Source organism: Marinobacter sp. C1S70 (genome assembly GCF_000475355.1).
Taxonomy (GTDB): Bacteria; Pseudomonadota; Gammaproteobacteria; order Pseudomonadales; family Oleiphilaceae; genus Marinobacter; species Marinobacter nauticus.
On the sequence record NZ_AXBW01000011.1, the window covers coordinates 143,229 to 156,701 of the forward strand.

Annotated in this window: 9 protein-coding genes; 6 read left to right on the plus strand and 3 right to left on the minus strand. The window is 57.6% G+C overall.

Annotated features, from left to right (window positions below; translation table 11 throughout):
• Positions 1 to 5 precede the first annotated feature (5 nt).
• The 4 genes from Q669_RS02765 to dinG are packed head-to-tail and all read left to right on the plus strand — an operon-like array spanning position 6 to position 6,133.
• Positions 6 to 1,493: a DUF3336 domain-containing protein gene (locus Q669_RS02765; RefSeq protein WP_031210938.1), complete on the plus strand. Its 1,488-nt coding sequence runs from the start codon at positions 6 to 8 to the stop codon at positions 1,491 to 1,493.
• Positions 1,494 to 1,499: 6 nt separating this feature from the next.
• Positions 1,500 to 3,188, plus strand: coding sequence for an ExeA family protein (locus Q669_RS02770; RefSeq protein WP_022991150.1), 1,689 nt, complete (start codon positions 1,500 to 1,502; stop codon positions 3,186 to 3,188).
• A 3-nt stretch (positions 3,189 to 3,191) separates the two neighbouring features.
• Complete coding sequence (locus tag Q669_RS02775; protein ID WP_022991151.1) at positions 3,192 to 3,956, plus strand: general secretion pathway protein GspB; 765 nt, start codon at positions 3,192 to 3,194, stop codon at positions 3,954 to 3,956.
• Positions 3,956 to 6,133: an ATP-dependent DNA helicase DinG gene (gene dinG, locus Q669_RS02780; protein ID WP_022991152.1), complete on the plus strand. Its 2,178-nt coding sequence runs from the start codon at positions 3,956 to 3,958 to the stop codon at positions 6,131 to 6,133. The genes Q669_RS02775 and dinG overlap by 1 nt, the downstream gene beginning before the upstream one ends.
• A 250-nt stretch (positions 6,134 to 6,383) precedes the next feature.
• Here dinG and Q669_RS02785 read toward each other — a convergent pair whose 3' ends face one another.
• Positions 6,384 to 9,134 carry a LuxR C-terminal-related transcriptional regulator gene (locus Q669_RS02785; protein WP_022991153.1) on the minus strand — a complete coding sequence of 917 codons (2,751 nt, stop codon included), beginning with the start codon at positions 9,132 to 9,134 and terminating at the stop codon, positions 6,384 to 6,386.
• 260 nt (positions 9,135 to 9,394) lie between these two features.
• Here Q669_RS02785 and cysB point away from each other — a divergent pair, with 260 nt between their 5' ends.
• On the plus strand, positions 9,395 to 10,372 hold the full coding sequence (cysB, locus tag Q669_RS02790) for an HTH-type transcriptional regulator CysB (RefSeq protein ID WP_022991154.1): 978 nt from the start codon (positions 9,395 to 9,397) through the stop codon (positions 10,370 to 10,372).
• 73 nt (positions 10,373 to 10,445) lie between these two features.
• On the opposite strand, the gene Q669_RS02795 is transcribed toward cysB, so the two are convergent.
• Complete coding sequence (locus tag Q669_RS02795; RefSeq protein WP_022991155.1) at positions 10,446 to 11,171, minus strand: phosphoadenylyl-sulfate reductase; 726 nt, start codon at positions 11,169 to 11,171, stop codon at positions 10,446 to 10,448.
• A 207-nt stretch (positions 11,172 to 11,378) separates the two neighbouring features.
• On the opposite strand from Q669_RS02795, the gene thrH reads away from it, so the two are divergent.
• Entirely contained in the window at positions 11,379 to 11,993 is a 615-nt protein-coding gene (gene thrH, locus Q669_RS02800; RefSeq protein ID WP_022991156.1) for a bifunctional phosphoserine phosphatase/homoserine phosphotransferase ThrH, read from the plus strand.
• Between the two features lie 48 nt (positions 11,994 to 12,041).
• Here the strand turns inward: thrH and pabB are convergent, their stop codons facing one another.
• Positions 12,042 to 13,391: an aminodeoxychorismate synthase component I gene (gene pabB, locus Q669_RS02805; RefSeq protein ID WP_022991157.1), complete on the minus strand. Its 1,350-nt coding sequence runs from the start codon at positions 13,389 to 13,391 to the stop codon at positions 12,042 to 12,044.
• Positions 13,392 to 13,473: the final 82 nt, after the last annotated feature.

Genomic DNA, 13,473 nt, shown 5'->3' on the forward strand with positions numbered 1-13,473 from the left:
GACAGGTGATCAAGGACCCGAGAATAACCCGTTTCCGAAAAATGCTGGCGCAGGCCACGAATTATGAACAGTGGAAAGCGGCCGCACTGGAGCTGGATTTTCTTGAGGGCAATGCCGAATGGAAAGAGGATTTTGCCTCCGATCTTTACCATTACGAGCTGATCTATGATCGCCTGTCCAATCTCAAGCAGTATCGCCAACAGAATGATTTCGAGCGCCTGAAGCGCGCGCTCAGGGAAGGGTTGCATCACGACCTTGGCAACATGGGGAATCCGGCGCTGTACACCCGCTCCCGCGTCGGTACCAAACACCTAATTGAAGAATACATCACTCAGGTCTGTGAGTCGCTGGATTACCTGTGTGACCACCCGGTCCCTGGTTTCCCGGTGTATGACAAACTGCAGTTTTTCCGCGACACCCTGACAAGCTACGGGCGGCCCACCTTGCTGTTGAGTGGGGGCGCCAGCCTGGGCATGTTCCATTTCGGGGTTATCAAGGCGCTGTGGGAGAAAGGCCTGTTGCCGCAGGTGATTGCCGGCTCCAGCATCGGCGCCATTATCGCCGGCATTCTGGGGGTTCATACCGATGCTGAAATTCCTGAAATGCTGGTGCCTGAAAGCCATAACCTGAAAGCATGGAAATGGCGGGGGTTGTTAAGCGCCATGCGCGGAACCGGTCTGATGGACCAGGACACATTGCGCCGATGCCTGCGGGAGAATATTGGCGACTATACCTTTGAGGAAGCCTACCAGCGCACGGGGCGCAGTATTAATGTCAGTGTGTCTCCGGTGCAGGCGCATCAGAAAGCCCGCTTGCTGTGCGGTTACACGTCACCGTACCTGTTGGTGTGGAGTGCCGCCCTGGCCAGTGCCGCTGTACCGGGTATTTTCCCGCCAGTAACGCTGATGAAAAAAGATCTTAACGGTAATTCGCTGCCCTACATGCCGCGGCTCAAGTTTGTAGACGGCTCTGTTGTGAGCGATCTGCCTATTGAACGACTGATGCACCTTTATGATGTGAATTTCACCATTGTCAGCCAGACCAACCCTCACGTGGTGCCGTTTCTGACGGATCGTGGCCAGGATGAAAAACTGTCGCTGACCAATCTGCCGTCCCACTTGCTGAAATCCGAGATACAGTTCCACGGGCAAGGCGTATTCGATTACCTTCGAAAACGTGTTCGGCCAGAGATCCTGCGGCAGCTTTCCGGCCAGATGTATACCATTATGGCTCAGCGATACTCCGGCGATGTGACCATCGCACCAAACTATTCCCTGCGACATTTTCGGCGTATGCTTGCCAACCCGAGCCCTGAGTATGTTCGTGAGATGATTCTGGAAGGTGAGCGGGCGACCTGGCCCAAGATATCCATGATCCGCTCCCACGCACGGATCTCGAAAACCCTGGAGCGTTGCGTTCGCCGCCTGAAACAGCAAAACCGGCGCGCAGCGGAACTCAAACTGGTAAGCGGTGATACCCCGGCCAGGCCCTGAGGAACCATGTACTACGATTTCTTCGGCTTTCGTGAGCCGCCATTTTCAATCGCTCCCGACCCCCGATATCTCTACCTCAGCGATCGCCACAAGGAAGCACTGGCGCACCTGATGTACGGTGTGCAGGGGCAGGGCGGTTTCATTGTGATCACTGGCGAGGTGGGCACTGGTAAAACCACGGTTTGTCGCTGCTTCATAGAAAACGCGCCGGCACATGTGGATATTGCGTTGGTCCTGAATCCGCGCCTGTCCGCCAGGGAACTGTTGTCGTCCGTTTGTGATGAGCTGGAAATAGCGCATCAACCTGATGCCAGTATCAAAACCCTGGTCGACAGCATCAACCAGGATTTGTTGAAAGCCCACGCTGCGGGCCGGCACAAGGTTTTGATTATTGACGAGGCCCAGAACCTCTCCGCTGAGGTGCTCGAACAGCTGCGCTTGCTGACCAACCTGGAAACCTCGGAAAAGAAACTGCTGCAGATTGTTCTGCTTGGCCAGCCGGAATTGCAGGAGATCCTGGCTCTGCCGGAACTTCGCCAGCTTAATCAAAGGGTCACGGCACGCTACCACCTGGATGCAATAGACCGGCAGGAATTGCCTGCCTATCTGCAGTACCGGCTTAATGTTGCCGGTATGCGGGGTGATATTTTTACCCCCGGGGCGGTCCGTAGATTGTATCGGGAAAGTCAGGGCGTACCCCGGCTTATCAATCTGATCAGCGACCGGGCACTGCTCGGCGCCTATGCGGAGGGAGATCATCTGATCTCCGTCACCCACATTCGCAAAGCGGCAAAAGAGGTCAATGGCGGGCTGGCGATGGCCCCGGCCGGCGGGACGTTCCGAAGCCGGGGCAGTCATGTATGGTTGGTTGTCGCCTCGGTCATACTGGCCATCATTGGCACCTTGTGGCTGCTTGAATTTCCTGGCTCACCGACCCCGGCACTCGCCGAGCCCAAGGCAGAACGGTCCGTTGAAGGTGTGATTGAACGGGAGGCAGAGCCTGAGCCGAAAACGGTATCAGATTCTGACCAGCCGGTAATCGTGGCGCCGGAGCCAACAGCGCCGGGGTTCGTGTTTAACCAGCACACCCAGTCGTTGGCTGAGGCCTTCGGCGCTTTGTTTGATCTGTGGGGCAAGAATTATGAACCGTCGGCCAACCCGATCGCCTGTGATTACGCCGCAACGGTGGGGCTGGCCTGCCTGGAACGCCAGGGGAGTCGACGAAGCCTGGAGTTCATCAATCGGCCGGCCATCCTTCAGTTAAGGGATGAAAGCGGCCGCACTCGCCAGGTGGTTGTGGAACGACTGGATGGCGATCTGGCCGTGATTGCGACGCCCCGGGGCAGCCAGCAAGTGCCATTCCGGGAGATTGAAGACTACTGGTACGGTGATTTCAGGGTACTTTGGCGAATTCCTGAATTCATGACCGGCGATGGATTCTACGGCGATGACTCTGGCCAGCAGTTATGGATCGGTGCACGGATGATGGAGCTTGCAGAGCGTCTGAGCAGCGGTGGGCAGGAGGCGGCCCGGGTCAAGCGTATGGAGATGACCGACCAGGTGCGCTGGTATCAGGAAAAGCGTGGGCTCACTGTGGATGGTATTGCAGGCGCCATGACCATTATCCAGATGAACAACGATCTGGCCGAGAATATTCCACGTCTGGTTTCGTCGGTGATGGTCAGGAGCGGGTAGCGTATGTCGTATATTCTCGATGCGCTCCGAAAATCCGAAGCGGAGCGCCGGCAGGGCAAAGCGCCTGATCTCGGACAACCGGTACAGATGGTATACCGCCCCAGACGTAAGCCGGTATCGGCCGTGGTGTGGGTTGCACTGGCCTTGTTAGTGAACGCGGGTGTGCTTGCCTGGTTGTTCTGGCCGGAGCGAGACGCAAAGATCGTGACGGTGCAGGGGGCTCCTGCTGTAGCCCAGGAACAGTCCGAACCGGTACCCGATGTGCCGGCGGCTGAGCCTGAGCCTGATCCTGAGCCGCTTGCAGAGACTGAAATAGCGGATCCGGTCCGGGTTTCCGGAGGGCAGGACCTGTCTCAGGCAACAGGTACAGGCGTGGTCACTGAGGCAGGTGATGATGCCATGTCAGATGAGTCCGGCGTCAACCAGCAGTCCTGGGACGAACCTGTCGTCATTGTTCCAAGTCGGTCCGAAAGTGAGCCGTCGCCACAATCTGCCTTGACGGAACGGGTGCCGCAGGGCAGGGTGCCTCACCTTGTGGAACTACCCCTTTCTTTTCAGAAGAGTGTCCCTGATTTGACCTTTAACAGTCACATATTTGCATCTGACCCCTCCGCCAGTCGTGTCATGATCAATGGCCATTACCTGAAGCCGGGAGACGGCTTTGGGTCGCTGTTGGTAGAACGTATTACCGAAGACGGCGTGGTGCTCAGCAAGAACGGTCAGTTTTTCCGTGTCGGTACTGTGCGTGACTGGGTGAGCCCGAGATAATGGCGCTGACAGAGGACGTTAAACAGCAAATTCAGCAAGCCTATCGGGATGTGCTGGCGGGCAAGGATATCCGTGCCCGTTATGGCCAGCGCTTGATGATTGCGGAGATTGCCCGGTACATGGGGGAAATCACCGACAACGATGGCCAGCGCACTTCCCCGCCGGCTACCTGCGTGGTGGAGGCTGGTACCGGGACAGGTAAAACGCTGGCCTACCTCATCGCCGCCATTCCGGTGGCGAAAGCCCTTGGCAAGACTCTGGTGATTTCCACCGCCACGGTGGCGCTTCAGGATCAGATTGTTCTGAAAGATCTGCCGGACCTGCGTAAACACAGCAAGCTGGATTTCAGCTGGACTCTTGCCAAAGGCCGTGGTCGTTACCTGTGTATGTCTCGACTGGAAGCGAGGCTGCACGATGAAGGCCATGGTGACAGCGATACCATGCCCTTGTTTCTGTTGGATCAGCCGGTAGACGACGAGGCCCGTAGCCGGGCTACCTTCGAGAACATGCTTGCCAGTTATGGTTCCCGGGACTGGGACGGCGACCGGGATCACTGGCCCGAACAGATTCCCGATGAAATCTGGCGTCAGGTGACGACTGATCATCGCCAGTGCACCAACCGGCACTGCGCCTACTTTGACAGTTGTGCGTTCTTTGATGCCCGCAAGGATCTGGACGATGCCGATGTGGTGGTGGCCAATCACGACCTGGTGCTGGCGGATCTGGCCCTGGGCGGTGGCGCCATTCTTCCGGAGCCGGAGAACGCGCTGTTCATCTTCGATGAAGCCCATCATCTGCCCGACAAGGCCCTGAACCATTTCGCCGCGTCGGTGCCGTTGAACTCCACCCGGCAATGGCTGAAACAGCTTTCCCAGGCGCTGGTCAAGATGCAGCCCTGGCTTCCAGCGGGCTCCCAGGCCGCCAAAGCGGTTGAAAAGATCAGTGCCGCGGGTCGGGATCTGGATCTGGCACTCACTCGCGTGTACGAAGAGGTTGAGCAGAATACCGGCTGGGAATTTAACGAAGAGCGCCGCAGTGCCCAGTGGCGGTATCCGGATGGTGCCTTGCCCGAGAAGCTGGCCGAACTGGCTGGGGAAACACGAATCGCCACGGCAGGGCTTTGTCGGCACCTCGGAACATTGGTCGATGAACTCCAGAGCGCATTCGATGAGCGCAAGGATCCGGAGCTGGACCGGGACACAGCAGATTCCTGGTACCCGGTAGTAGGTTCCTTTCATGCCAGGGCCGAGGATCAGTTGCGGTTATGGATCGCCTGGAGCGAAGGCGTCGCCACCGTCAGCGATGAACAGGAGCCTGTGGTCGAAGCCCCCGCCCGTAAAGGCCCGCCTGCGGCACGATGGGCGGTGCGCCAGCGCTGGGACCATGCTGAGGACATCACTCTGTTCAGCTCGCCGGTACTGGCCGATAACCTGCTGTATTCGAGATTGTGGTCGAGGGCTTATGGGGCGGTGCTGACCAGTGCCACTCTGACGGCGCTCGGACGCTTTGATCGCCTGCGTTCGCGGGCCGGATTGCCTGAAGCCAGCCGCTATCTGGTAGTACCCAGTTCGTTCCGGTATGCCGAAATGGCGACGGTGGAAGTTCCGGCCATGGTCGCGATGCCTACCGACGATGGGTTTGCCGATGCCCTGGTGAAGCGTTTACCGGAGCTCTGGGCCGGAGAAAAGGCGACACTGGTTCTGTTTACGTCGCGCCGTCAGATGCAGCAGGTTCGTGATGCCCTGGCGCCTGAGTATCCGGAACTGATCCTGACCCAGGACGATATGGCCAAGAATGAGGTGCTCAGGGTGCATTGCAGCCGGGTTGACGAAGGTAAGCCCAGTGTACTGTTTGGTGTGGCCAGTTTCGCGGAGGGGATTGATCTGCCGGGGCGCTATCTGCACCACGTAGTCATCACCCGATTACCCTTTTCGGTACCGGATGACCCCATTGAAGCCAGCCTGGCAGAGTGGGTGACCCAGCGCGGAGGCAATCCATTCATGGAAATCACGGTGCCGGATGCTTCTGTCAAACTGGTGCAGGCCGTTGGCCGCCTGCTGCGAACAGAACAGGACACGGGGCGGGTGACCATTCTGGACCGCAGGATTGTGGCTCGACGCTACGGGCAGTTGCTATTGGATGCACTCCCGCCGTTTCGCCGCATCATTGAACACTAGATTTCTCTCATGCCTGTAAATTGACCCATAAAAAAAGAGCCAGCCCGCAAGGGGTGGCTCTCATGGAAGGGGTTCTTAACGAACCCGGGCGTCGAAACAACGCGGAACAAGAAGTCTGAAGGCCTGAATTTCAGATTTCGAGGTAAGGCGTTAACCTCACCATGGTTAAATGATAGGGCTTAAAGGGGCGTAAACGGATCGTCCAAAGGGCGTAGTGACCAGGCTTAATTGGTATCAAATGTGATGTTCATCACGTTTTTGCGACATCCTCCAGCAACCCCACCTCCCTTGCTTTCGCCAGCGCCTCGGTGCGCCGGCTCACTCCGAGCTTGCCGTACAGATTCCTGATGTGCGCCTTCACGGTTGCCGGGGCAACGGACATGCGTTCAGCGATTTCTTTGTTGGACAGTCCCTGATGGATCAGCACAAGCACTTCTTGCTCACGCTGGCTCAACGGTTCCGCCAGAACATTTGCAGCCTCACCCCCCGAACGGGCAGTCTCGTTGGTACGACTGGTTTCCTGGGCGCCATTGGAAGACGGTTCGCCAGGCTGCTCTGCAGCAAGTTCCCGAAGCATTGCGAGCAACTCCCGGTTCCACCGGCCCGGGGTGCGTAGTCTGGGAAAATCCAGAAGCATGTCCCGCAGGGCAGTGCTCTCTTCCGCGAACAGGCGCAGAAAACCCGCGTTTTCGGCCCGGTCCAATGCCTTCTCCAGCATGGCATCGGACTCGTCGGCACGGCCCTCGTGGGCAAGCGCCTCGGCGTACACCAGAAGAATCTCCACCAGATGCCGGTTGTGGGCGTTGCGTTCCGCCGTTGGAATCAGAGCGGACAGGGTGTCCTGGGCTTGCTGATATTCGCCCAGTGCATTCTGCACCCGGGCCAGGGCAATCTGGTTCTGCTCCCGGTTTAGCGGGTTGGTGGCTGGTTGATCCAGGGTGGGCTGCAAACAGGCGCGAGCCTTGTCGGCATGGCCGGAACTCAGGTAGCACCTTGCCAGCAACGCGGAAGCGGCCGGGGGCTCGAATACAATGTGTTCCCTCCGGCGCCGGCCGGTGGTCACGGCATCTTCCAGTGCCTCAACCGCCGTTTCCAGGTCACCCCGGGTAAAGGCGAGGTGTCCCCGTACATACTGGATCACCACATGCTGGCCCGGTTCGGTACCCTTTCGTACATGATCGAGCAGGGGGGCCAGGTATCCGTCGGCGGTGCTGATCTGGTTTCGCTCGCGATAGATTTCTGTCAATGCACTGTTTTGCCAGCAGGAGATCAGTCTCGGCTGGCTGGGGTCCGAATAGTGTTCGTCCACCCATTGTCGGACTCGCCCCGTCGTCTCAAGAGCAAGATCGGTATCGCCACGGTGGTATTGAATCCAGGCGAGCAGGCCGCCGGATGACAGAACGGTACTTGCTTTGCGCTCTACCTGGCCATAATGAACGGCAGACTCCAGAGCCTCCTCGGCGTCATTCAGTTCGCCCTTGCCGAAATAATCCAGGCCCAGGCCGTAATAGGTGACGGACTTCAGGGGAATGCTGATCTGATCAATGTCCTTCAGCACCTGCCGGGTAAGATCCGAGGCGTTTTTTTCGTCGTTGCGGGTGCGGGCCAGGTAGGATCTCACCAGGGAAATCTCGCTGTGCAACGCCAGGGCGCCTTCAGCATCCGGGTGGGAATCGGCAACGCGGCGGTCCAGCAGATCCTCAACTTCCAGCAGAAGCGGGTCCAGGCTTTCCACCCGGTTTGCGAAAAACAGCCCCCAGATCCTGAGCATCTGCAGTTGTGGGCTGTCCTGAATCTTGTGGGCAGGGATCGCATCCAGCCATTCCAGTACCGGAAGGTGATAGCCGCCATGAATCAGATTGTTGCCGTGTTCCGCCAGAACCGCCGCCAGATGGTCCGTATCGTTGCGCCGGACAATCTGGGCAATCCCTTCCTGCACATGGCCATGGCGCAGTAGCCAGTCAATGGCACGGGACTGAAGTTCCGAGGCATGGGAGGGGGCGGCACTCTGGATTCGCTGTAACAGGGCTTCCCGAAACAGGTCGTGGTAACGGAACCACTCGTTGCTGTTGTCCAGCGGGATCAGAAAGAGATTCTGGGACAAAAGGCTGGACAGCTTTTCCTGACTGTCCTGGCGTTGCCTGACGGCATTGCACAAAGGGGCGCATAAGCGCGGACAACACGCGGTTTCCAGCAGGAAGTCCTTCAGATCTTCGGGAAGCTGCTCAAGCACTTCTGTAAGGACATAATCGGAAATCAGTCGGCTGTCCGGTGAGCCCAGGGCCTGACCGGGCAGGACGGCTTCTTTCTTGCCGGCCAATGCTGAAAGCTGCATGGCGGCGACCCAGCCTTCGGTTTTACGGCATATCGACCGAATGTCGTCCTCTGACAGCTCCATGGCCATCGTACTGCGGAAGAATTCCTGACATTCCTCTTCGGAAAACGCCAGCAGACCGGGGTGGATGTCCTGAACCTGGCGGTGGACGCGCCAGCGGGCCAGGGGCAGCGGTGGCTCTGTTCGTGACGCCAGGGTCACCAGAATTCCGGGTGGCAGATAGTCCAGAAACCAAGCGAGCTGGCGATGGAGGGTGTCGTTACTGATAACGTGGTAGTCATCCACCACCAGAGACCAGGCATTGCCATCGGCCGCGAGAACATTCAAAAGGCCGGTAATGGCGGGTGTAAGTTCGTCGGCGTCCTGCCTGGCCAACAGTTTCTTGCAGTCCTCCAGTCCGATTAGCCCGGCATGCTCGAAGGCGCCAATCACGTACTGCCAGAACTGCCTTGGCTTGTCGTCGTGCTCGTCCAGTGAGAGCCAGGCGGTGGGCATGCTGTTGCCGGCGCACCATTGGCTGGCCAGGGTGGTCTTGCCGTAACCCGCCGGTGCAATAACCAGATTCAGTCGTTTGCCGGATTCCGGTTGCAGCAGGGTGTCCAGCCGTTGACGTTGAACGGCTCTGGAATCGGGTGTTGGCCGGAGGAATTTGGTTGTCAGCAGCATGGCTTCCCGGGATCTGGGCACGTTTGATTAGCGATTGTGTGCTTTGTCACACACAAGTCAAGGGCTGTGTTGACGCAAGGTGTTGTCGGGCCAGCGAAACCAGAGATTTGGTCTACACTGAATACAGATTGCCTTGTATACCAAAAAAGAATGAAAAATTGATCCTTTATGCGTATTATCCGGTTATGAATCCACCAGCGTTCACGAGTTGAGCCTGAGGCACTGACTCAGGGCCGGAAATCCAGGGAGCGACAAGATTAATGAAATTACAGCAGCTGCGTTATATCTGGGAAGTTGCGCACCACGACCTGAATGTGTCCGCCACCGCCCAGAGCCTGTTCACCTCACAACCGGGCATTTCCAAACAGATTCGTTTGCTCGAGGACGAGCTGGGGCTTGAGGTGTTTGCCCGCAGCGGCAAGCACCTGACCCGCATTACCCCCGGCGGCGAGATCATCATCCGGGAGGCAGGGGAGATCCTGCGTCGGGTCGAGGGCATCAAGAAAATTGCCCAGGAGTTCAGTAACCAGCGTAAAGGCGACCTGAGCATCGCGACCACCCACACCCAGGCGCGTTATGCGCTGCCGCCGGTCATCCGGGGCTTTATTGAGGAGTATCCGGATGTGTCCTTGCACATGCACCAGGGCACACCCATGCAGATTTCAGAGATGGCCGCCAACGGGGCGGTGGATTTTGCCATTGCCACTGAAGGCATGGACCTGTTCAACGATCTGATCATGATGCCCTGCTATAAATGGAACCGCTGCGTGATCGTTCCCAAGGATCACCCTCTGGCAAAAGGTCAGGAACTGACGCTTGAAGAACTGGCAGAGTACTCCCTGGTTACCTACGTGTTCGGGTTCACCGGGCGATCCAAGCTGGACGAGGCATTCCAGTCACGGGGGCTGACCCCGAAAGTGGTGTTTACCGCAGCGGATGCCGACGTTATCAAAACTTATGTGCGACTGGGTCTGGGCGTCGGCATTATCGCCAGTATGGCGTTCGATCCCAAGGTGGATACTGATCTCGTGGCGCTGGATGCCAGCAAGCTGTTCAGGGCATCGGTCACCCGTATTGGTTTTCGCAAAGGAACCTTCCTGCGGGGCTACATGTACGACTTCATGGAACGGTTCGCGCCCCATCTCACCAAGGAAAAGGTGGATGAAGCCGTGGCCCATCAGGGAAGCCGTTCCGAAATCCAGGAGCTATTCAAGGATATCGAGCTGCCTACCTACTGAGGTTGGGGCCAATGAAAAGCCCGCGGGCCGTTAAGGCGACGCGGGCTTTTTTGTGGGCACAGCTTCGGGCAGTTCAGCCAGACTTGCCGATCAGGTTGCCGGCATGCAGACCGCATTCCTTGTGGGTGGCTTCTTCCCACCACCAGCGTCCTTCGCGCTCGTGCTGACCAGGTAGCACCGGGCGGGTGCAGGGCTGGCATCCAATACTGACAAAGCCCTGCTCGTGTAACCGGTTATAGGGCGCCTCAGACATGCGGATGTAATCCCAGACTTCTTTGGAGCTCCAGTTTGCCAGCGGGTTAAATTTTACCAATGGCTTATCGTCGGTTGAGAAGGCGGTATCCAGCTGGACCACCGGCACCTCATTCCGGGTACCAGGGCTCTGATCCCGACGCTGGCCCGTGACCCAGGCATCCAGCGTGGCGAGCTTCCGGCGCAACGGGTTAACCTTGCGGATACCGCAGCACTCAGAATGACCATCTTCGTAAAAACTGAACAGGCCTTTGCGGTTGACCATGTCCTGAACTTCTTTGGCATCCGGGAACAGGACTTCAATATCGATGCCGTAGTGTTTGCGCACCCGATCGACAAACTCGTAGGTTTCCGGGTGCAGTCGGCCGGTATCCAGGGTAAACACCCGGAGGTTGTCGGTCAGTTTGTGAGCCATTTCGATCAGTACGACATCCTCGGCGCCACTGAAAGAAATGGCAATGTTGCCATAGTGGGCGAGGGCGGCTTTCAGGATCGCCCTGGGGCTCTGGCCGTCCAGTTCTGCCCGGAGAGAATCGATGTCAGTCATAATCATCCAGTCTGTATCAATAGCTTGTGCGGCTAGCTTAGCAGCAAACCTTTAATATCCTGAAGGAATGAGGATCTATATCTTTATGCCTTCAGGTCGAGGCAAAAACCGGATACACGATGCATTTGGCCGCGCTTTTTCATATCATACGCCCACCAACCGGGGCGCAGCTGCCCCGCCTTTTTACTTATCGTTCAGGAGACCGTTGTGGAACTCGCATGTCTTGACCTTGAGGGCGTACTCATCCCGGAAATCTGGATCGCCTTTGCAGAAAAAACCGGCATTGAAGAACTCAAGGCAACCACCCGGGATATTCCTGATTACGATGTCTTGATGAAGCAGCGCCTGGGCATTCTGGATCAGCACGGCTATGGCTTGCCGGAGATTCAGGAAGTGATTGGCACTCTGGACCCGCTTCCGGGCGCCCGGGAATTCCTCGACTGGCTGCGTGAGCGCTTCCAGGTGGTGATTCTCTCTGACACCTTTTACGAGTTCGCCATGCCGCTGATGAAGAAACTCGGCTACCCGGCGTTGCTGTGTCATAAACTGGAAGTGGCGGAGAGCGGCCAGATCACCAACTATCTGCTGCGTCAGCGGGATCCGAAACGCCAGTCCGTACGCGCATTCCAGTTGTTGAACTACCGGGTGATTGCCGCTGGCGATTCCTACAACGATACCACCATGCTGGGCCAGGCAGAGGCGGGCATTCTGTTCCACGCGCCCCAGAACGTTATCGATGAGTTCCCGCAGTTCCCGGCGGTGCACAATTTTGACGATCTGAAACAGGAATTTTTGAAGGCGAGCGCGATTCACAGCGCCTGATCGTTCGAATCGCTGATCTGCGCCGCGGCTTTGCGACAGTGGTGCAGATCAGAGTTCCAGCTTTTCCAGAAAATTCATCAGCGGTTTGACCTTGGTAAGTGTCTCCTGATACTCGGCCTCCGGGTCCGAATCCGCCACAATGCCTCCGCCCCCCCAACAACGAATCGTACCGTTGGACTCGCACAGCAGGGTTCGTATCGCGATGTTGCTGTCCAGCCGACCATCAAGTCCGTAATAGAAGACAGACCCGCAATAGGGCCCGCGCCAGTGTGGCTCCAGTTCCCGAATGATTTCCATCGCCCGGATTTTCGGAGCACCCGTGATGGAACCGCCAGGAAAGGCATCGAACAACACCTGAAGTGGGCTGATACCCGGTTTTAACCTGGCCTTGATATGGCTGACCAGGTGGTGGACGTTGGCGTAGGACTCCAGGGCAAACAGCTGTTCAACCTCTACGCTACCGGCCTCGGCGTGAACGCTGAGATCGTTCCGTAACAGATCCACAATCATCAGGTTCTCGGCGCGGTCTTTCTCGGATGCCTGAAGTTCATTCGCCAAATTGATATCGGATTCCGGCGACGAGCCCCGGGGGCGTGTACCTTTGATGGGGCTGGTCTCGACTACGCCCTGATCTATTTTCAGAAACCGCTCTGGCGATATGGAAAGAACCGAGGTGTCACCGACGCTCAGGAAGGCGCTATAGGGCGTCGGGTTGGCGGCAGTGAGCTTCTCGAAGGCCAGCCAGGGATGGCCGCAGAATCTGCCAGAGAATGCCTGGGATAGGTTGGCCTGATAGCAATCGCCATCCTCTATGTAGCGTTTAATCGCTTCGACACCTGATTTGAATTGGTCTGGCGTTTGCGCCGGCGCGAATGGGGCTTCCATGTGCCAGTGCATCTGGAGGTTTTCCGGGGCCGACAGCCATTGTTCAACCTGATCGCGAATCGGAGCAGGGCATGACGGGTGAATCCAGAGCCAGAAACGACTGCTATTTCGGTCAAAACTCGCGGTCCAGAGATAGAGCCCAGCATGCATTAACGGAACGGTGGAGGCGTGGCGCAGTTGAGCCAGCCGCCGTTCCCGGGCGTAGCCAAGTTCGTAACCCAGATAGCCGATCCAGCCGCCAGGGAGATGATTCGGGTCGGTAACATGCTCGACTTGAAAAGGCGCAGCAAGCTCTTCCATTTCCCGGGCGAGCCTAGCGGTATCAATGGGGGCCGAACTATCACCAGCTATTTCCTGCGAGCGCACGGCCATGGCAGAGAAGCCACATAAGGTGCCTCGGCCAGGGCTATCGGCTGTGCTACCAAGAAAGACGAAATCGGACGCCCGGCAGGCATGCATCAGAAGCTGGTGGTAGGTCGCTCGGGTAAGTTCCCGCGTTGTTGCCCGGCCCAAGGGTCCTCCGGAATCTTGCTGAAATGATAAACAGGCCACAAAAACAGCGTTGTAGCGTTTGCGGCGGCACTGATCTAATGAA

Excerpts from the sequence above, each read along its gene's own strand:
- Q669_RS02770 (WP_022991150.1), top strand. The coding sequence starts at position 1,500 with ATGTACTACGATTTCTTCGGCTTTCGTGAGCCGCCATTTTCAATCGCT.
- Q669_RS02775 (WP_022991151.1), top strand. The coding sequence starts at position 3,192 with ATGTCGTATATTCTCGATGCGCTCCGAAAATCCGAAGCGGAGCGCCGG.
- dinG (WP_022991152.1), top strand. The coding sequence starts at position 3,956 with ATGGCGCTGACAGAGGACGTTAAACAGCAAATTCAGCAAGCCTATCGG.
- Q669_RS02785 (WP_022991153.1), bottom strand. The coding sequence starts at position 9,134 with ATGCTGCTGACAACCAAATTCCTCCGGCCAACACCCGATTCCAGAGCC.
- cysB (WP_022991154.1), top strand. The coding sequence starts at position 9,395 with ATGAAATTACAGCAGCTGCGTTATATCTGGGAAGTTGCGCACCACGAC.
- Q669_RS02795 (WP_022991155.1), bottom strand. The coding sequence starts at position 11,171 with ATGACTGACATCGATTCTCTCCGGGCAGAACTGGACGGCCAGAGCCCC.